The organism is Priestia flexa NBRC 15715 (assembly GCF_001591565.1).
GTDB classification, from domain to species: Bacteria; Bacillota; Bacilli; order Bacillales; family Bacillaceae_H; genus Priestia; species Priestia flexa.
This window is the reverse complement of sequence record NZ_BCVD01000026.1, coordinates 16,594-36,689: the sequence shown is the minus strand read 5'-3', so window position 1 is coordinate 36,689 and position 20,096 is coordinate 16,594. Positions and strand designations below refer to the sequence as shown.

Genomic DNA, 20,096 nt, shown 5'->3' with positions numbered 1-20,096 from the left:
ATATCAAATATAAAGTTAAGTCTTTTTTTTATGCAAAATTCTGGATACGATAAGACCAATTCCACCTAACGCAATGAATAAAACAGCTCGGATGGCTAAAGGAATGAACGGTAAATCATAAAGAACAAGCTTAATTAAAGTAAGAAACAATAAGCTAATTCCAATATAAGTACCCGCTTTGAATGATTTTACTATACCAATAGATAAACCAATGATAGCTAGTAAAATCCACGAAAATGTCAGAGCTAATGTTTGAGTATTGGTCGATAACGCTTCTGTGAAAAGTTGAACTTCCTGCGTGACAAAACTTAAGGTTAAAATGGTAAATAAAATACTGGTACTTGCTACAAACAAGGTTGATTTTTTCATTGAATTATTTTGAATAAACACTAAAAAAAGCATTGTGCCTAAAAAACCAAGCCAATTTAATGTCGGTTGTGAAAATACCGCCTCAATTGGTATCGCCATAACAGCAACTGCGCTGATTGTGTAAATTGCATATCCCACAAATTTCTGAATTGGATTGTTATATTTATGTGCTAAATAACAAGTAACAGCTCCTTGAATAATATAAAGCAACAGTGCATCTTCTTTATTAAGAAGCTGATTAATCAAAAACGCAATGCCAATGACTAAATAGCTCATAAAAAAGTCAAATTTCACCTTTTCTTTTTTATATACCTTAATACATAGGGCATATACTACAATAAGTACAGCAATTATAATGGTAACAGTTGTTTTTTCCATCGTACTACTTATCCAGCCATAAACGATAAATAAGCTTGCCAAAGTAGTTGAGGCATAAATAAACTCATTCCCCTTGCGAACGGCTGACAGTAAAAGTAAACAGACATGTTGAATAAGAAGAGCTGCTCCTAGAAGGGATGTAAACTCTACAAACCAACCATATACTAACAACACTACATTCAAGAGTATTGCCGCTAACCCATATAACACATGATAATTCAATCTCCACGCAATGAACGCAAAAGCGAGGTATAAGAGCGTTTCGTAGCTAATAAACACAAGTTGATTGGGTGAGTTACTTTCTATTAAGAACGGTACAAGCACCCCGCCAATTATGCTAATGATCCCAAGCGCTTGTGAACGATAATAAACAGTCATGCCAAGCCCTGCTACAACCCACAGCGCGTTTAACATAAATGCAAACGAAGGCCCAATCATTCCATATAAACTATGCGCTGCAAACGTTGTTAGCATTAGGATTGGAACGGACCCACCAAGGAGCACTTGCCCTAATACAGAGCGTTTTTTTACAATTTGCAAATGGCCAACACCTACAAATGCGGCGCTTACAATATATCCTAGCGTAACCTTGACACCTTCACTCATTACCCCGTAGTCAGAAGCAGCTTTAAATCCCCAAAGAACACCAATTATAAAAACAAAAATAAAAATGCGGGGCAACCATATTTGAAAAAGCTGTTCTTCCCAATTCGTTGATTTTTTCACTTGTTGTTCATAAACTTCAGTTGGCTTCATCGGCTGATGAGAAACCGCTTCTTCATGATTTGAAGGTTTCTTTGCCTGCACTGTAAATTCTGTTTTGCTCCCATATTGATTAGTAAGTAGTTGCTTTAACTCCTTTACTTCCTCCTCTAATACCGTAATCTTTTTTTCTAGGTTCTCTATTCTTTTATGATCCATAACATCTCTCCCTATAGCTTTATCAATTACCAAATTATATCATTTTAGTGTTTTTTAGGATATCTCTTTTCAATTTAACAATAAAAAGTGCAGGCTAAAAATGCCTGCACTTTCTGCTCATGTAAAGTATTCAATTTTTGCATTTGGAAAGAATTGACCAATATAGTATTCAAGCGTTTCACGCAGCTCATGCTCTTCGTCCTTTGTATACACATACTTTCCAATCCCATAGCGTCCCCACTTATAGCGACGCTCTTCTTCATTCATTTGTAGCTTAGACTTTGGATAGTTCTTTTCAATGACACGTTTGGCTGGTTTTGTAAATCGATGCTGAATCATTTCAAATGTAATATCATCACGCGATTCCTGTGGAATGGAAGCATCCAGCTTTTCAAATAGCTTGCGATACCCATCTCTCCATCCCTCATGGATATAGATAGGTGCTACGATAAACCCCAGAGGATACCCCGCTTTTGCCACTTTGTTCGCTGCTTCAATTCGGTAATCTAACGGTGACGTTCCAGGTTCAAAATATTTAATAACATAATCAGCATTCACGCTGAAACGAAAGCGCGTTTTACCGTTATGTTTAGCATCAAGAAGGTGATCTACATGATGAAACTTTGTCACAAAGCGAAGTTGTCCTAAATCGCTTTCTCCAAAATATTCAATGGCATGCTTGAGCGTATGAGTTAAGTGATCAATACCTACAATGTCAGACGTACACGCGGCCTCAAAACGCGTAATTTGTGGTGCTCGTTCTTTCATGTATTGCTCAGCTCTATCTAGAATTTCTTCTACATTTACATACGTTCTGATGTACGGCTTACTTCCCATCGTCGTTTGTAAATAACAATAGTGACAGTGTCCCATACACCCTGTTGCAAAAGGAATGGCATATGCTTGTTAAATGTAGGCTAAAAAAGACGCTGTTTAAACAGCGCCTTTTTTAGCCTTCGTACGGTCCGTAATCAAATAGTTCGTTATATGCTCGTTCTGCTTCTTCATAGCTTGTGTATATCGCATCATCATCTGATAATAAGTGATACGACTCATGTAAAAGCAGCGCAACGTCGCTGTTATTTTCAGGATGCTGAACTACTTCTCCCTGCGTAATATTGGCTACGTTTGCCGTATGAGGGTTTCGATAGATCACAAAAACTTGGTCCCCAACATGATATTCTTTTTTCATTATGTCACCTTCTCTATTTCAGCTTTATTTCTATAGTGTCCGCACATAGTGATTTTATAATGGTGCTTTTTTACACTGTCTGACGTTCAATAAGCTGAAAAGGAAGTTCAATGTATTGAAGACTTTTATCAAGCACAAGTTTAAATAAATGCTCCCCCATTTCAAAAAGTGGTAGCTGAATAGTAGTAATGTCTAAATAAGCTGTTAACGGATGATTATCAAACCCAATAATCGCAATGTCTTTGGGCACTGATAAACCTTCTTTCTTACAGCGAGTTATAACTCCTACTGCAAGCTGATCATTGGTAACAAGCAATCCTGTTGGCCGGTCGTCCATTGCAAGCAAACGATCTACAATCATATCTCCATCTGTTATGTATAAGCAATCTGTGAATACCCACTCTTCTCGTATCGGTTCTTGCAACCTCTTCATAAAATCACCGTAAGCATTAGCTCGCTGTTCACTGTTTGTACCACTCATCCTGCCTACGCAGTAACCAATTTTCTGATGTCCGTGCTCATGCAGGTAAGATAGGGCTTTTTCAAAAGCTGCGTAATGATTAACGTACACGGACGACACCTTTTTAGCTGTTCCGTCTTCGCATACAACAACAGGGCCATACGATTGATACTCGCTAAGAACACTCCAATCATTTGCTCTAGAGCAAATGATGACACCATCTACCTGCTTGGTTTTCAACATATGAAGTGCTTCAATTTCCTTCTTTACATCGTAAGCTGTTTGGCACAATACAAGCTGACAGTGAGCGCTAAGTGCTTGCTTTGAAACCCCTTCAAGTATGACGCTAAAGTATGGGTGATTAATAAATGGAAGAACAACTGCAATCCGATTAGTCTTTCCTTTTGATAAAGTAACTGCATTGCTATTTTGCTCATAGTTGAGCTCATCCACGACTGCTTGTACACGCTCTCGCTTCTCTTCGCTTACATAAGGGTGATTGTTCAAAACTCGCGATACGGTAGAAACGGATACCCCAGCTTTCTTTGCAATATCTCGAATATTTACCATTTTTCTCTCCTTTTGCTCTTGTTCTGAAACGCGTTTCATCATTTATGCTGTTTTTATTATAACGAAAGGTGGTCATAAATGATGCTTGGATTGGTTATTTTATTTGTTTTATGCGGAGTTGAACTTTTACTAGCTATGGTAGCTTTAAAGCAAAAACCAGATTTATGGAAGGAGGTTGAATTCGAAGATTTTTATGATTTTTACGATTCAAAAAAGCGATAGAAACCTATCGCTTTTTCTAATTATTTATGTACAACCTCTTCAGTGATTGATCGACCTTTTGTCTGATCTATATCTAACCATTGCCACTCTTCATGTAGGCGAATCCTTCCGTCTGGCAAAACCTCCGGTGTAGAAAAGCATGTGCCTCCGCGAATTTCATAAGCTATGTTAACATGCTGATAGCGGAATGTAAGACAGCTCTTTTCGTCTATAGTCCCAACTAACGTCCCGTATAAAACGTCTCCACCTTCATACGTTGCGTGAATAATTCTGCCTTCTTGCTCATAGCGAAAGGTCGTATGAGAAGATACTTCACCGTTATCCGTATTCTGTACAGAGCGAAACACTCGATTCCTAAAACAAATCATCCTTTCACCTCTTTTTCAATATTCTAACATTTTAACTCTAAAAAAAGATGACATCAACCCTTCTTTCCGGTTGATGTCATCTGATGAAATTAAGCTATTTGTTTTTTAGCAGGTTGTTTATGAGTAAGCTTTGGATAATTAAAGACAATCGCTAAAATTCCAAATATCGCTGTTAAGATTGGATAAAATGCGAATGGCATTAGTTCAACTGAGGATACTTTTGCAAATTCTGATGCAATTAGCATTTGCGCTCCATATGGAACAAGTCCCTGCACGCTACATGAAAATAAGTCAAGTATACTTGCTGACTTACGGTTATCGATTTCGTATTCATCTGCAATCTCTTTTGCTAAAGACCCGACTGTAATAATTGAAATTGTGTTGTTAGCTGTCGAAAGATTTGTCGCGCTTACTAATCCAGCAATACTAAACTCTGCGCCTTTTCTTGTTTTAATATTACGTGTTAATAGCCCAAGCAAGAAATGGATCCCTCCATTATACTTAATAAGTTCAACGACTCCACCAATTAAGATGCTGAGAATAATGAGTTCAGCCATACCGCCAATTCCTGTTGTAATAGCTTTTGCAAAGGTTGCTAGCGTATAGCTTCCGTCTGCCAATCCAATAATTCCAGCTACAACAATACCCCCTGTTAAAATTGCTAACACATTTAATCCAAGCAATGCTGCAACCAGCACTCCTATATAAGGAAGCATTTTTACAAAGCTAAAACTTTCAACATCTACATTAGAATTATTTCCAAGCGTCATTACTAATAAAAGAACCATTGTAATAATTGCTGCTGGTAATACAATTAGAAAATTCACTTTAAATTTATCGTTCATTTTTGTTTTTTGCGTACGAACCGCAGCAATTGTTGTATCAGAAATAATGGATAAATTATCTCCAAACATTGCACCGCCGATAACGGCTGCTACGGCTAGTGCTGCAGAAATATCCGTTTCAGCACTTACTCCAACTGCAATTGGTGCTAGAGCCGCAATGGTACCAGTAGAAGTACCCATCGCAAGTGAGATAAAAGCACCGATAAAGAATAATCCAACAACAAGCAAGCTTTGTGGCAAAACAGATAAAGCAAGGTTAACCGTTGAATCAACCGCTCCCATGCCGCTTGCTACTTCTGAAAAAGCGCCCGCCAGAATAAAGATAAAGACCATAATCATCAAGTCCGGATGACCTGCGCCTTTAGCAAAACGCTCCACCTTCGCATTTAGCGTTTCTTTCCGGTTCATCGCTAAGGCAACGATAGCCGCTACGATAATTGCTACAAGTACAGGAAGCTTATAAAAATCACCTGTAATAATCCCCGAGCCTACAAACAAAGCTAGAAATACTCCTAGCGGCAGCAGTGCCCAACCGTTTTCTTTTTGTTTTCCCATGTTTACACCTCTTTGCATAAATAAAAGACCTCTTCATCAAGAAGAGGCCCTCTTATAATTCTTTATAAGAATACGCTCTTCTCATCTTTCAAACAAAATTGTTTGCTGGATTTGGCACCGCACTCTGTGAGTCAGTTGCCGAGACATCATCGGGCCAGTCCCTCCGTCTCTCTTGATAAGAAGTATAATATTTTTTAAATTTATTATTCAAAATTAACTCTTAACTACTTTAATATCTTTTACTTTCCTTGTCAAACACTATTGTAGAAAAACAAAAAGAAAGAAAATTCAAATATCAATTCGCTACGTCTCGCTTTAAGAAAAACAGCCAAGCCGTTCCAACAAAGAAGATTAGATGAGCTATAATAATAAATAGAGAAAACGGTAGGGTCATCCCAGGGAAATACGTTTGATTTCCATCCATATATTGACTAAGGTTGGTGTTAGCAAACAGTAAAATAATTCCCCACTGTACTTGAAACTCAGATAAAATTCCAGCAAGCATTTTTGCTCCTACTCCAACAACAATGCCAAGACCAACTGCTAATGCACTATTTCTGAATACCGACGATAGCATAAACGCAAAAGCAACCATCATAAAGGTTTCAAGATATGAAACACCATATGCAATCCAGATACCTTGTCCTTCTTGACCATTAAAAGCTCCTCCTGAAAAGAAAATAATACCCCAAATGATTGAAAATAAAAAGAAGGCAGCCAAATAGTACAAGCTAATAAAAATGCTAGTCAGGTATTTGGATAAAAGAATAGTTGAGCGACTCTTAGGACGAATTAATAGAAGTTTAATCGTTCCTTTTTCAAATTCAGATGCAACAATCGATCCAGCAGCGGCTACAGCAAAAAATTGGACAATAATTAAAAAGTTTGAAGTGAAAGCAACAAAGCCTGGCAACGTTTCTGCAATTCCAGCATTCGTTGTAATAGTTCTCATTATAAGAGCCATTCCAAGCGTTAAGACAGCAATTGCCAGAAATACGACTTTTGTGCTTTTTTTCATAAACCACTTCATATGTTCATTTTGTATTAAATTAAGCATTGAAATCTCCTCCCGTAACAGACATAAACGATTGTTCTAGCGATTCATAAATTGGAGTAATTTGGTATACTTCAATGCCTTCTTCCACTAGAAGTTTATTAATAGCAGCAGCCTCTTTCGGTTGAGCTTGTACAGAAAGCTGCTTTTCTTTTATTGCACAAGTGTAGCCTTGATTTGATAGCAGATTTTCCGCTTTTTCTACAGCATCAACTGCAAATACAATCGTTAGGTTCTCTTCTATATTACGCTTAGCTAATTCTTGAACAGATAGCAGTCTGCCGTCTTGAATAATCCCTACGCGATCACACAAGGCTTCCACTTCTTTCAACAAATGGCTAGCAATAAGAATTGAAATTCCTTCTTCTTTGCACAACCGCTTTAAATATGTTTTAAATTCAATCATTCCTGCTGGATCCAAGCCGTTAGTAGGCTCATCTAGTAGCAGTAGTGACGGTTTATGTAGAATAGCTTGTGCAACTCCGAGGCGCTGACGCATTCCGAGTGAATAAGTCTTTACCGGTTGGTGAATGCTTTTTTCTAACCTTGTTAGCTCGACCACTTCATCGATTCGATTTGCAGACACACCGTGCATTCGTGCAAAATGCTTTAAATTTTGATAACCTGTCAAATATCCATAAAACTCCGGGTTTTCAATGATTGCACCAATTGATTTGACAGCTTCATTAAATTGTTTGCGCTGGTCATGATTGTTAATGGTAACGTCTCCTGTTGAACTTACTAAACCTACAACTGCTCGAATAAGCGTAGTTTTACCCGAACCGTTTGGACCTAGTAACCCAAAGATTTCTCCTTTTCGCACAGACAATGATACGTTATCCAAAATAATTTTATTGCCAATCTTTTTCGTGACGTTATGAACCTGTAGTACCTCTCTCTCTGACATAATGTTCATCCTCTCTTCTATGTAATCCGTCTTTTATTTTTCCTTGTTTTGAGGTATTTGTCTAGATTAAAACAAACCATTCGTTTATTTTTCATTTTTTTGGTAAGCTATACGTATATATATTTTTTTATAAAGGGGATGCCGTTATGGAATTAGTCGTTTATTTAGCAGGACAAATTCATGATAATTGGAGAGACGATATCAAAAAGCAAGCGGAGGACTTAAAGCTTCCAATTACGTTTGTAGGACCGATGACGGACCATGATCGCTCGGATAATATCGGCGAAGTCATTTTAGGTAAACAAGACTCAGCTATTTTAAAAGATGAAGCCGCTTCAGCTTTTAACAACTTGCGCACAGAAGTACTGCTTAAGAAATCCGACGTAGTCATTGCGCTTTTCGGTGAAAAATACAAACAGTGGAATAGCGCAATGGACGCGGCTACAGCCGTTGCATTTAACAAGCCCCTTATCCTTGTACGTCCAGAAAAACTGCACCATCCTTTAAAAGAGCTTTCAAACAAAGCACAAGTTGTCGTTGAAACACCAGACCAAGCAATTCGTGCACTGGCTTATATCTTTGAATAAGGCTGATTCATAAGTATTTTAGTTAATGAGATATCCGAACGATCGCTAACCTGCAATCGTTCGGATATTTTTTGTTCGTTCCCAAAACAAGTTAAAAAACTTGTGGAATGGAGCGTAAGACATTCGGCTCCTGCCAGAAATAGAGTAAAAGCTGAGCCTCCTTGACGTTATTCCTTGGTTCATGTACACTTTATGTTCAATTTATTGCTATTGATATCGCTCTTGTAAAGAAAGAATGATATAATTTGATAGATATTGAATTTGGAGGATTGCTCATACATGATTACAGTTAGTAATGTAAGCCTACGTTTTGCAGACCGTAAGTTATTTGAAGATGTAAACATTAAGTTTACGCCTGGTAACTGCTACGGATTGATTGGAGCGAACGGTGCTGGAAAGTCAACATTTTTGAAAATCTTATCTGGTGAACTTGAGTCACAAACTGGTGATGTACATATGGGACCTGGCGAACGCCTAGCGTTCTTAAAACAAAACCATTTCGAATACGAAGAATATGAAGTATTAAAAACCGTTATTATGGGTCACGCTCGCTTATATGAAGTGATGCAAGAGAAGGATGCTATTTATATGAAAGCTGACTTCACTGATGAAGATGGAATGAAAGCAGCTGAGCTTGAAGGTGAATTTGCTGAACTTAACGGTTGGGAAGCTGAATCTGAAGCAGCGATTCTTTTAAAAGGTTTAGGCGTTTCTGAAGATCTTCACGATAAAAAAATGGCTGAGCTGACAGGTAGTGAAAAAGTAAAAGTATTACTTGCTCAAGCTTTATTTGGCAAACCTGACGTTTTACTACTAGATGAGCCGACCAATAACTTAGATATTCAGGCAATTCAGTGGTTAGAAGAGTTTTTAATTAACTTTGAAAACACAGTAATCGTTGTATCCCATGACCGTCACTTCTTGAACAAAGTGTGTACGCACATTGCGGATTTAGATTTTGGTAAAATTCAAGTTTACGTTGGTAACTACGACTTCTGGTATGAATCTAGCCAGCTTGCTCAAAAAATGGCATCTGATGCTAATAAGAAAAAAGAAGAAAAAATTAAAGAACTTCAGGCGTTTGTCGCTCGTTTTAGCGCCAATGCATCAAAATCAAAGCAGGCAACATCTCGTAAAAAATTACTTGATAAAATTACGTTAGATGATATCCGTCCATCTTCTCGTCGTTACCCATACGTAAACTTTACGCCAGAGCGTGAAATTGGAAACGACGTACTGCGAGTTGAAGGTTTAACAAAAATCATTGATGGTGTTAAGGTACTAGATAACGTAAGTTTTACAATGAATCGAGAAGATAAAATTGCGTTAGTTGGCCGTAACGAAATTGCAAACTCAACGCTTATGAAGATTCTAATGGGTGAAATGGAAGCAGATAGCGGTACATTTAAATGGGGTGTAACAACATCTCAATCGTTCTTCCCGAAAGATAACTCTGAGTACTTTGAGAATAGCGACTTAAACTTAGTTGAGTGGTTACGCCAATACTCACCACAAGATGAAAGCGAAAGCTTCCTTCGTGGATTCCTAGGAAGAATGTTATTCTCTGGTGAAGAAGTACTAAAGAAAGCCAATGTATTATCTGGAGGCGAAAAGGTTCGCTGTATGCTTTCTAAAATGATGCTAAGTGGTTCAAACGTTCTTCTTTTAGACGATCCTACCAACCACTTAGACTTAGAATCGATTACGGCATTAAATAACGGATTAATGAGCTATAAAGGTGCAATGATTTTCACATCTCATGACCATCAGTTCGTTGAAACAATTGCGAATCGCATTATTGAAATCACGCCAAACGGAGTGGTTGATAAGCAAACAACATATGATGAATACCTAACAAACACAGACTTACAAAAACAAGTTAAAGGTATGTACGCTTAATCATAAAAAGGTGACGAATATTCGTCACCTTTTTACTATACTTGAATTCCACGCTCCATCAATTTTTGTTCAAAGTAAGAAATCATCACGCTTAAGGTTTTGACTCGCGCATATTGCTTATCGTTACCTGCAATAACAAACCACGGAGCTTGATTCGTATTCGTATATTTAAACATATGCTCTACCGCTTCTTCATACTCGTCCCACTTTTTTCGATTACGCCAATCTTCTTCTGTTAACTTCCAGCGTTTAAAAGGATCCGCTTCCCTTTCTTTAAAGCGCTTGAGCTGCTCATCCTTACTAATGTGGAACCAAAACTTTGCTACAATATAGCCGTTATCCGTTAACGTACGCTCAAACTGATTAATCTCTTCGTACGCCCTTCCCCACTCACTTGTTGAAATTAAATTTTCAACGCGCTCGACGAGTACGCGTCCATACCAAGAACGATCAAATAAAGCTATTTGCCCAGCGTGCGGCAATCTTGTCCAAAAGCGATGAAGATAGTGATACCTACGTTCATCATCAGTTGGTGCACTAATCGGATACACGTGAAAGCCTCGGGGGTCCAACTTTTGTGTAATACGCTTAATAGCTCCCCCTTTCCCTGCCGCATCCCACCCTTCAAACGCAAATATAATAGGTACCTTTTCCATATAGATAATGTGTTCTAACCGCAATAAGCGTAGCTGCAAAGATTTTAGCTTTTTTTTATATTCTTTTTTAGATGAAATCTTTTTAGACAGATCAATATCTTCTAAATTCATATAATCACTCCTACCTACTAGTCAGTAGTATAGTATGAACGTTCTAGGCTGTAATTATGTTATTGAAACATCTTGCTAATGAGCTCATAAGAATGTAGCTTCGCCTGGAAATCGTGAATGTTAGTAATGATTAAGAATTCATCGTTATGATATTCATTTTGTAAGCGTAACAATTTAGCATGAACAGTTTCTGTAGATCCTACAATCATTCGACTCCTATTTTTCTTTATTTTTTGTTTCTCATATTCAGAATACACGCGCTGGTTGACTTCATTAATAGAAGAAACCTTTGTATCTTTTCCTTTTTCTACTTTGAGCAACCAATCATCAAGCGTTTTGGCATGTTGCTCCGCTTCTTCGTCTGTATCAGCACACACCACAAATACGCAAACGTTCGTGTGAGGCACTTGCTGATAGTCTGATGGAACGTATTCTTGTCGATAGTGTTTCAGGGCTTCTTTTCCTCCAATAGGAGAAATAAAGTGACCAAACGTAAAGGAAACGCCAAGTTCCCCAGCTGCTCGCGCACCTCGTTTGTTAATGCCTAGCTGCCACATCTCAGGCTTAGTATCACTTTTGGGATAAGCTGTTACCCCGTAATAAGGGTGATTTTCAGGAAGGTTTTGCAGCAAATGTCCCTGTAGCGCTTGAATTTGACGTGGAAATTCATTCAGACTTTTTCGTACTCCGTCTGTTAATGCTAACCTCGTTAGTGCATCGCCTCCTGGAGATCGACCTAATCCCAAGTCAATTCGCCCTGGAAACAAATTCTCTAATAACTGTACGTCTTCAGCCACTTTATATGGGCTGTATTGAGGGAGAAGCACGCCTCCAGAGCCAATTCGAATCGAACTTGTTTGAGATGCCAAATGAGTCATTAATAAAAGTGGCGAAGAGCCTGCTAACCCATTTGTATTATGATGTTCAGCTACCCAAAAGCGATGATATCCTAGTCTTTCTGTCCACTTTGCTAGCTGTACCGTCTGAGCAAGCGCATCTTTTGCTGTTTGGCCGCTTGATATTGGAGACTGATCTAATACGCTTAAAATCATAATTGATATCACTTCCTTTGCTTTTATTTTAAAAGAAAGAGGCTTGCTCGTCCGTTATTTTGCTTAGTCATTTATGTATACATATTTACAATTTCAGTTGCTTTCTTTTTTAATGACTCCCGTAATTCTTTTGGTTCAATTACTTCTGCATAACGTCCTAAATTCAGCAATATATTTGCCGTAAAATCAAGGTCATCTCGACCAATTACTGATTTTATTGTTCCCGTTCCATCGTTATTTATGGTTATATGAGGTCCTAAGCTAGGATTTGCACTTGCTAACCGCACGCCTTCTTTTGTTATTTCAATATGCAACAATAGAGCCTTTGTGGGAACATAGTCTTGAGCTAACCATTTCTTTAACGTTAGCGATTCCGTAAAATCTTCACCTAAGTTCTCTATTTTTTTTACCCTATCTGCACGAAAAAGCAGGATTTTTTCTTTTTTATAGCTATATGCCGGAAAGTACCATAGACCTTCATGCGCATAAATACCAATTGGTTTAACAATATGCCCCTTTATCCCTGTTTTACTTTCATACTGAATCACTACTTTTTTATGCTTCATTGCTGATAGCAATAAGTCTTTTAAAAGGGGGGCTTCCTCTGAACGATTTGGCGTTAAAAATACAACAAAATCTTTTATCTGTTCTAGCTGATTTCTTACATCTGCAGGTAAATGAGTATAAAACTTTGTTTTTACCCTCTGAGTATCTACTTGAAACGGGATTGTAGGATAATGAGTGATCATTTCAAGTAAAAAATACATCATTTTTCCTTCTTCCTCAGAAAAGAATAAAGGAGGCAATACGCGATTGTTCAAAACACGATAGCCGCCATATTTTCCTTTTTCAGCATATAAAGGAACCCCTAGCTCCTGTAAATCCAATAAGTAGCGCTGAACAGTACGCACAGACATATCAAACTCTTCTGCAACTTCTCTAGCAGTAAAATAGCGCTTCGCATTAATATAAAACATCAGTTCAAATAACTTTTTTGTTTTCATAATATTCACCTATCTATGACAGTTTTTGACGCATTTAAATGTTATTATCATACACGAAGCGGGTAAAATATAATAGCGATTTGCTAAGGAGGAACATGGCATGACAAGAAAAGTAATTTTATATATTGCAACTACAATTGATGGATTTATTGCGCGTGAAAACGGAAAAATTGATTGGCTAGTGGAGAATGAAACAAACGAAGATTATGGATATAATGAATTTGATGAAAGCATTGATACCGTATTTATGGGTCGCCACACGTACGAACAAGTATTAACGTTCGGCGAGTTTCCTTATAAGGGAAAGGAAGTATTTGTAGTGACAACAAAAAAGGGCGGCAAATCTGAAGATGTAACGTTCATCTCACCTACAGAAGTTCACGACAAAGTCACCGAATTAAAGAAGCTGGAAGGGAAAAACATCTTTCTTGTAGGGGGCGGGTCACTAAATGCACTGTTTTTAAATGAAAACTTAATTGATGAGTATTGGATCTTTCAAAAGCCTATATTGCTAGGAAGTGGCATTCCTCTCTTTCAAGGAAACGTAGCTGACACGCCACTTTCGTTAATTGATTCAAAAATTTATCCTTCTGGATTTGTTTTTCTTAAATTTGTGAATGATAAGAAGCCGACAGCATAATGCTGACGGCTTTTATAATTCGTTATTCATCTCTTTTACTTGCTTGTCACTTGGCAATAACCACGTTAGAATTCCAATTAGAGGAAGGATACTACAAAACAGCATAATAAATTTTAGGCTATATATATCCGCTAACTTTCCAAATATAACGGCTCCCAGCGCTCCCATCCCGAACGCCAAGCCCACGATAAGCCCTGAAACAAGGCCGATTTTTCCAGGTAATAATTCTTGAGCGTAAACTACCGTAACGCTGAAACTAGATTGAAGAATAAAACCAATAAGCACTAACAACAGGGCTGCTGCACCAAGCATTACGTGCGGTAGCATAAGTGCAAATGGTGCTGACCCAAGCATGGATACCAACAAAACGTTTCGTTTTCCGAAACGATCTGCTAAAGGTCCCCCAAAAAAAGTGCCAAAGACTCCTGCAATCATAAATAAAAAGACATAGATTTGTGCATGTTTTATTGTGACTCCGTATGCTTCAATTAAATAAAATTGGAAGTAATTCAAAATCCCAGCTCCATACCACGAACGAGCAAAAACTAAAAAAATTAATAAAGCAACAGCGAATACTAATTTGCTTGTCACTTTCATTTCATTTAATGATCGCTTTTTTTGCAACTGTTTTCGAACAATCAGCTCTTGCTTGTACCACGTTGATACATAGTAAAGAGTTACAATACCAACCGCTGCCAAGAGTGTAAACCACATTGCACCAAACTGACCTAAGCTAATAAAGATAAAAGCAGTAAATAAAGGCGCCATCGACTGCCCCGTATTACCTCCTACTTGATAGATTGACTGAGCTAACCCCCTTTTCTGTCCAGCAGCCATATAGGCAACACGTGACCCTTCCGGATGAAAAATGGCTGATCCTAATCCAATAAACAGCACGGACGCTAGAACAAAATAAAAGTTAGGTGCTAGCGCTAAGCCAATAATGCCGACTAAACTTAAACACATTGCAATTGGTAATAAAAATGGGAGTGGCCGCTTATCTGCGAAGATACCAAATACCGGCTGCATGATAGAGGATGTCATATTCAGCGCAAATGCAATCCAACCAATTTGCGTATAATTTAAATTCATTGATTGCTCTAGAATGGGAAAAAGCGCTGGAACAACTGATTGCATGCAGTCGTTTAAAAAGTGACCTAAGCTGATAGCAAATAAAATACGATAAATAGTTTGTTCTTGTTTCGTTTGTAACTTTACTGCTGCTTGCATATAAAACCTTCTTTCTATTACCTTCTCGTTCCTGTATAAACTTTCTATGAACTTGTATTATATTCTTCAACCAAAGAAAATTTCCTTTTTTGAAAAGCAATTATATTTATATCAACCTACTATTTTGATAAAATGGAAAAGTAAGCGTTTTATATAAAGCGTGTGGGAGGAATGAACAATGGTTAAAAATAAAGTTGTATTAATTACAGGGGCTGCTCAAGGAATTGGCTTTCAAATCGGCGAGCGTTTTGCTGAACATGATGCAAAGGTTGTCTTGACTGATTTAAATGAAGAAGGTGTTAAAAAAGCAGAGCAAGAACTCTCTTCAAAGGGATATGACGTCTACGGTGTAAAAGCAGACGTCACAAATGAAGATGATATTAAATCGATGATTAACGCTGCTTCTGCAAAATACGGAAAAGTTGACGTATTAATTAACAATGCGGGCATGCAGTTTGTCTCCCCACTCGAAGAGTTTCCAACTGAAAAATTTGAACTTTTATTAAAGATTATGCTGACTGCACCTTTTGTTGCTACAAAGCACGTCTTTCCTCTTATGAAGCAGCAAAAATTTGGTCGCATTATCAATATGGCATCCATAAATGGCTTGATTGGCTTTGCAGGAAAAGCAGCTTATAACAGTGCAAAACACGGAGTCATCGGCTTAACAAAAGTAGCGGCGCTAGAAGGTGCTGAACATGGAGTAACCGTTAACGCTATTTGCCCTGGCTACGTAGATACGCCTCTTGTCCGTAACCAATTACAAGACTTAGCTCGTACGAGAAACGTTGAGCTCGAGAAAGTACTTGAAGAAGTAATTTATCCACTCGTCCCTCAGAAACGTTTATTAGATGTAAGTGAAATTGCCGATTACGCCCTCTTTCTAGCAAGTGATGCAGCAAAAGGCGTGACCGGTCAAGCTGTCGTTATTGACGGGGGATATACGGCTCAATGAAAACAAGAGAGGGCTCTTTTAGCCCCCTCTTGTTTTCAAGATTATGAGAAAGGTGAAGTATTCTTGTTAGAATCCAGACGACTTACTTCCTTATCTTTCTATTTAAAGCCTATGCTTTTCACTACTAGCTCTTCACTCCCACTATGCTACACTAGTGATAGAAACAGAACGGGGGAACATGTATGATGATAGCATCTTTAGCAGATAGCATCATTTCAGAAATCAATCATCTAATTCATGAAGATTTAATTGTAGCCGATACGTCTGGCATGATCATCGCCAGCACGGATAAAAACCGAGTAAATACATTTCATGAAGGAGCTCTCATTTGCACGCAAAAAAAGCAAAAGTTCATTATTACTCAAGAAAATCAAGCTCCTTTAAAAGGCGTCAAAGCGGGAATTAATCTTCCAATCCTTTTTCAAAATCAAATTGCTGGTGTAATTGGTATTACCGGTAACCCAGAACGCGTATCCGCTTATGCCGAAATTTTAAAAAGAATGACTGAACTAATGATGAATGAACGCTACTATTCCGAGCAGCTTGAATGGCAAGCGCGAGCACTTGAAGCGTTTGTATTCGATTGGGTCCAAAAATCCGATTGGAGTGAAGAATTTATCCACCAAGCGGAATTGATTGGTATCGATCTTTCAATTGAACGACAAGTTTTAATCGGTCACTGTTCAGACGTAATGAATAACAAAATGTTAAAAGATCTTATGGAGAACTTTAGTCAGGACAACAAAGATGTGTTTGTTCGCTGGGGAAACGACCGCTTTATTATTTTACAAGCTGACCAAAAGACAAAGGAACGTACGCTTCACTTTGCTAAGCAAATTAGCCGCCATTTCAAAACTCGATATCAAGTAAACGCTTCAATTGGAATTGGACAACCTGCTTCTCCTAGAATGGTTCATCAATCTTTTCACGAAGCGGAACGAGCTTTGAGTACTGCAAAAAAATCCGGAGCTATTATATTTGATGATGACCTTCGTCTTGAAATGTTGTTAAAAGATATAAAAAAAGAAACAAAGGTTGAATTTATTCGCAGAACCATTTCCCAGGTTATGAATGATCAAGAATTAATAAAAACTGTTAAAACGTTTTTAAGGCAAAATCAAGCCTTCAAAGCTACGGCAGATGCACTGCACATTCATATCAACACGCTACACTATCGAATAAAGCGAGTCGAAGAATTAACTGGACTAAACCTTCGCCATACCGAGGACTTGCTCATTTTTCACCTCGCTTTTTTGTTTTTAGATGAATAACCAACGATACCGCATAAATAACTGCTACACTTTAGAGGATTAACCATAGTTAATCCTTCTTCTATTTCTTATTATAAAAGTAAGAATTCGTTTACTTAAAAGGAGCTATAACCATGATACCTATTGAACTCAAGAAATCCTTTGAAGACATTGTCGGCGCCCATAATTATGATGACTCAAAAGCCGGTCGACTCGTTTACTCCTACGATGCTACACCTCAATTCCAATCACTGCCTGATGCCGTTATTGCGCCCAATAACACTGAAGAAGTAGCAGCTATTGTAAAACTATGTAATGAATATAAAATTCCGATTGTACCTAGAGGGTCGGGCACAAACTTATGCGCAGGAACCTGTCCAACTGAAGGTGGTATCGTTCTTTTGTTTAAACATCTAAATCAAGTGTTAGAAATTGATGAAGAAAACCTAACTGCTACAGTTGAACCAGGCGTCATTACCTTAGATTTCATCCACCAAGTAGAAGAAAGAGGTCTGTTTTATCCTCCAGATCCAAGCTCGATGAAAATTTCTACAATCGGGGGAAATATCAACGAAAACTCAGGAGGGCTTCGCGGTCTTAAATATGGCGTTACGCGCGACTATGTGTTAGGGCTTGAGGTTGTACTCGCAAATGGAGACGTTATTAAGACGGGAGGAAAGCTCGCAAAAGACGTAGCTGGCTACGATTTAACACGCTTGTTTGTCGGTTCTGAAGGAACTCTTGGAATCATTACAAAAGCAATCTTAAAACTAATACCAATGCCTGAATCAAAAATGACGATGCTTGCTCTTTATCAAGACCTTGAAGCCGCAGCAAAATCGGTGTCAACGATTATTGCGAATAAAATTATTCCGACTACGCTTGAATTTTTAGATCAACCAACATTAAAAGTCGTAGAGGATTTTGCTAAAATTGGGCTTCCTACAGATGTAAAAGCTGTTTTATTAATTGAACAAGATGGACCAATTGACATTGTGAAGCGAGACATGCTGAAGATGGCTGCCATTTGTGAAAGAGAGCATGCTGTATCGGTAAAGGTAGCTGATTCAGAAAAAGAAGCTGATGATCTTCGCACAGCAAGAAGGTCTGCCCTATCAGCTTTAGCGCGTTTAAAGCCAACGACTATTTTAGAAGACGCAACGGTTCCAAGATCTGAAATTGCAAAGATGGTTGTGGCCACTAATGAAATTGCTAAAAAATATAACTTAACAGTTTGTACATTCGGTCATGCTGGAGACGGTAACCTTCATCCAACATGTTTAACAGATGTACGAAACCATGAAGAAATTGAGCGTGTTGAAAAGGCATTTGAAGAGATATTTATTAAAGCGATTGAGCTCGGAGGCACAATTACAGGTGAACACGGAGTTGGCGTCATGAAAGCTCCTTATCTTGAGCTTAAAGTGGGCAAAGAAGGAATTGCTGCAATGCAAGCCATTAAGAGTTCCCTAGACCCAAATAACATTCTCAACCCAGGGAAAGTTTTTGCTAAAGATTCCCGAAAACGAGTGGTGATTACAACATGACAACAGTTAAAGAACGTGAGAAAATCCAAAAGCAATTTAAAGAACAAATGAATGAAGATGAACTATTAAATTGCATGCGCTGTGGTTTTTGCTTACCAACCTGCCCTACTTATATTGAATCAGGCTTTCAAGAATCGCATTCTCCAAGAGGAAGAATTGCGCTCATGAAAGCCGTAGTTGACGGTGTTATTGAGCCTGATGAAGAGGTAGAAAAATCGTTAAACATGTGCCTTGGCTGTAGAGCCTGTGAGCCTGTATGTCCTTCTGGAGTCAACTATGGACATTTACTTGAAGAAGCAAGAGATATTATCAATCAAAATAAAAAGCACTCTATTCCTGTAAAAACGATTCGAAAAGTGGTATTTGAAGGCCTGTTTCCTCATCAAAACCGCATGCAAAACGCGACAGGGTTACTTAGCTTTTATCAGCGTTCTGGCCTTCAACGCATTGTTCGCTCTACCGGAATACTAAAGCTTCTTCCAGACAACCTAGCGTTAATGGAAACAGTATTACCAACTGTTCCTCCTTTAAAGGAAATGAAAAATCGACCTACCCATTTGCTTTCAAAAGTTGAAACAAAAAAACGAGTGGCCTTTTTTTCTGGTTGCTTGATGGATACCATGTTTATGAAAACAAATGATGCTACAATGAAGCTACTTCAGCTTGCGGGTTGTGAAATTGTGATTCCTAAAAATCAAGCTTGCTGCGGGGCTTTACATGGTCACAGCGGTGAAAAAGACGGAGCGAAACAGCTTGCGAAGCGCAATATTCAAGCCTTTGAAGATTTAAAAATAGATTATATTATCACAAATGCAGGAGGCTGTGGTGCTTTTTTAATCGATTATGATCACCTGTTAAAAGATGATGTTAACTGGGCTGAGCGCGCTCAAGCGTTCTCTAAAAAGCTGAAGGATATAAGCAGTATTCTTGTCGATCTTGAATTTTTCAACATGAAACTTTCACTGCCTCAACAAGTGATTACGTATCAAGATTCTTGTCACTTGCGCAACGTCATGAAAACATCAAGTGAACCTAGAAAGCTTTTAAAAGCCATTGCTAACGTAGAATATAGGGAAATGAAAAATGCAGATAGCTGCTGCGGATCAGCTGGTATCTATAACATCGTTGAATCTGAAATGTCCATGCAAATCCTCGATACAAAAATGAAAAATGCTGTGGCTACACAAGCTACAACGATTGTGACAGCTAATCCAGGCTGCCTTCTTCAAATGAAGTTAGGAATTGAAAGGGAAGGATTATCCTCGAAAGTAAGAGCTGTTCATCTCGTGGATTTACTACTTGAAGCCGTGCAAGAATAACCCTA

The 20,096-nt window shown here is 38.2% G+C and carries 19 protein-coding genes, 1 pseudogene and 1 riboswitch; of the genes and pseudogenes, 8 read left to right on the top strand and 12 right to left on the bottom strand.

Annotation, left to right across the window (positions count from 1 at the left end):
- Window positions 1–15: 15 nt before the first annotated feature.
- The 4 genes and pseudogenes from BFL01S_RS06715 to BFL01S_RS06700 form a co-directional block, all read right to left on the bottom strand.
- Window positions 16–1,668, bottom strand: coding sequence for a DUF2339 domain-containing protein (locus BFL01S_RS06715; protein WP_061785253.1), 1,653 nt, complete (start codon window positions 1,666–1,668; stop codon window positions 16–18).
- 117 nt (window positions 1,669–1,785) lie between these two features.
- Window positions 1,786–2,568, bottom strand: a pseudogene (gene splB / locus BFL01S_RS06710) (spore photoproduct lyase); the annotation flags it as partial.
- 49 nt (window positions 2,569–2,617) lie between these two features.
- A complete protein-coding gene (locus BFL01S_RS06705) occupies window positions 2,618–2,860 on the bottom strand; it encodes a transcriptional regulator SplA domain-containing protein (RefSeq protein WP_025910468.1) in 243 nt (80 codons plus the stop codon).
- Window positions 2,861–2,930: 70 nt separating this feature from the next.
- Window positions 2,931–3,890, bottom strand: coding sequence for a LacI family DNA-binding transcriptional regulator (locus BFL01S_RS06700; RefSeq protein ID WP_025910469.1), 960 nt, complete (start codon window positions 3,888–3,890; stop codon window positions 2,931–2,933).
- Between the two features lie 78 nt (window positions 3,891–3,968).
- Here BFL01S_RS06700 and BFL01S_RS20355 point away from each other — a divergent pair, with 78 nt between their 5' ends.
- Window positions 3,969–4,112: a hypothetical protein gene (locus BFL01S_RS20355; protein ID WP_153301172.1), complete on the top strand. Its 144-nt coding sequence runs from the start codon at window positions 3,969–3,971 to the stop codon at window positions 4,110–4,112.
- A gap of 20 nt (window positions 4,113–4,132) precedes the next feature.
- Here BFL01S_RS20355 and BFL01S_RS06695 read toward each other — a convergent pair whose 3' ends face one another.
- The 4 genes from BFL01S_RS06695 to BFL01S_RS06680 all read right to left on the bottom strand — a co-directional run bounded on the left by BFL01S_RS06695 (window position 4,133) and on the right by BFL01S_RS06680 (window position 7,841).
- Window positions 4,133–4,480 (bottom strand): avidin-fold protein, encoded by a 348-nt coding sequence (locus tag BFL01S_RS06695; RefSeq protein ID WP_174521180.1) that lies wholly within the window; start codon window positions 4,478–4,480, stop codon window positions 4,133–4,135.
- 89 nt (window positions 4,481–4,569) lie between these two features.
- Window positions 4,570–5,880: a Na+/H+ antiporter NhaC family protein gene (locus BFL01S_RS06690; protein ID WP_061785254.1), complete on the bottom strand. Its 1,311-nt coding sequence runs from the start codon at window positions 5,878–5,880 to the stop codon at window positions 4,570–4,572.
- Between the two features lie 78 nt (window positions 5,881–5,958).
- Window positions 5,959–6,062, bottom strand: a riboswitch (SAM riboswitch).
- 113 nt (window positions 6,063–6,175) lie between these two features.
- A complete protein-coding gene (locus tag BFL01S_RS06685) occupies window positions 6,176–6,937 on the bottom strand; it encodes an ABC transporter permease (protein WP_061785252.1) in 762 nt (253 codons plus the stop codon).
- Window positions 6,930–7,841, bottom strand: a complete 912-nt coding sequence (locus tag BFL01S_RS06680) for an ABC transporter ATP-binding protein (protein ID WP_061785251.1) — start codon at window positions 7,839–7,841, stop codon at window positions 6,930–6,932. The genes BFL01S_RS06685 and BFL01S_RS06680 overlap by 8 nt, the downstream gene beginning before the upstream one ends.
- A gap of 146 nt (window positions 7,842–7,987) precedes the next feature.
- Between BFL01S_RS06680 and BFL01S_RS06675 the strand changes: the two genes are divergently transcribed.
- Together BFL01S_RS06675 and BFL01S_RS06670 are read left to right on the top strand one after the other, a co-directional pair.
- A complete protein-coding gene (locus BFL01S_RS06675) occupies window positions 7,988–8,428 on the top strand; it encodes a YtoQ family protein (protein WP_025910476.1) in 441 nt (146 codons plus the stop codon).
- A 279-nt stretch (window positions 8,429–8,707) separates the two neighbouring features.
- Entirely contained in the window at window positions 8,708–10,327 is a 1,620-nt protein-coding gene (locus BFL01S_RS06670; protein ID WP_025910477.1) for an ABC-F family ATP-binding cassette domain-containing protein, read from the top strand.
- A 35-nt stretch (window positions 10,328–10,362) separates the two neighbouring features.
- On the opposite strand, the gene BFL01S_RS06665 is transcribed toward BFL01S_RS06670, so the two are convergent.
- From BFL01S_RS06665 to BFL01S_RS06655, 3 genes are all read right to left on the bottom strand, one after another.
- On the bottom strand, window positions 10,363–11,094 hold the full coding sequence (locus BFL01S_RS06665) for a polyphosphate kinase 2 family protein (protein ID WP_025910478.1): 732 nt from the start codon (window positions 11,092–11,094) through the stop codon (window positions 10,363–10,365).
- Between the two features lie 59 nt (window positions 11,095–11,153).
- The gene (locus BFL01S_RS06660; protein ID WP_082802709.1) at window positions 11,154–12,149 is read right to left on the bottom strand and encodes an LLM class flavin-dependent oxidoreductase; all 996 of its coding nucleotides are present in this window, start codon (window positions 12,147–12,149) and stop codon (window positions 11,154–11,156) included.
- 68 nt (window positions 12,150–12,217) lie between these two features.
- Window positions 12,218–13,150: a helix-turn-helix transcriptional regulator gene (locus BFL01S_RS06655; RefSeq protein ID WP_051567173.1), complete on the bottom strand. Its 933-nt coding sequence runs from the start codon at window positions 13,148–13,150 to the stop codon at window positions 12,218–12,220.
- Window positions 13,151–13,250: 100 nt separating this feature from the next.
- Here BFL01S_RS06655 and BFL01S_RS06650 point away from each other — a divergent pair, with 100 nt between their 5' ends.
- A complete protein-coding gene (locus BFL01S_RS06650; protein ID WP_061785249.1) occupies window positions 13,251–13,790 on the top strand; it encodes a dihydrofolate reductase family protein in 540 nt (179 codons plus the stop codon).
- A 12-nt stretch (window positions 13,791–13,802) separates the two neighbouring features.
- Here BFL01S_RS06650 and BFL01S_RS06645 read toward each other — a convergent pair whose 3' ends face one another.
- Window positions 13,803–15,020: an MFS transporter gene (locus tag BFL01S_RS06645; RefSeq protein ID WP_061785248.1), complete on the bottom strand. Its 1,218-nt coding sequence runs from the start codon at window positions 15,018–15,020 to the stop codon at window positions 13,803–13,805.
- A gap of 178 nt (window positions 15,021–15,198) precedes the next feature.
- Here BFL01S_RS06645 and BFL01S_RS06640 point away from each other — a divergent pair, with 178 nt between their 5' ends.
- The 4 genes from BFL01S_RS06640 to BFL01S_RS06625 all read left to right on the top strand — a co-directional run bounded on the left by BFL01S_RS06640 (window position 15,199) and on the right by BFL01S_RS06625 (window position 20,091).
- Entirely contained in the window at window positions 15,199–15,975 is a 777-nt protein-coding gene (locus tag BFL01S_RS06640) for a 3-hydroxybutyrate dehydrogenase (protein ID WP_025910483.1), read from the top strand.
- A 182-nt stretch (window positions 15,976–16,157) separates the two neighbouring features.
- Window positions 16,158–17,246, top strand: a complete 1,089-nt coding sequence (locus tag BFL01S_RS06635) for a CdaR family transcriptional regulator (RefSeq protein ID WP_061785247.1) — start codon at window positions 16,158–16,160, stop codon at window positions 17,244–17,246.
- A 113-nt stretch (window positions 17,247–17,359) separates the two neighbouring features.
- A complete protein-coding gene (glcD, locus tag BFL01S_RS06630; RefSeq protein ID WP_061785246.1) occupies window positions 17,360–18,772 on the top strand; it encodes a glycolate oxidase subunit GlcD in 1,413 nt (470 codons plus the stop codon).
- Window positions 18,769–20,091 carry a (Fe-S)-binding protein gene (locus tag BFL01S_RS06625; protein WP_025910487.1) on the top strand — a complete coding sequence of 441 codons (1,323 nt, stop codon included), beginning with the start codon at window positions 18,769–18,771 and terminating at the stop codon, window positions 20,089–20,091. The genes glcD and BFL01S_RS06625 overlap by 4 nt, the downstream gene beginning before the upstream one ends.
- Window positions 20,092–20,096 lie beyond the last annotated feature (5 nt).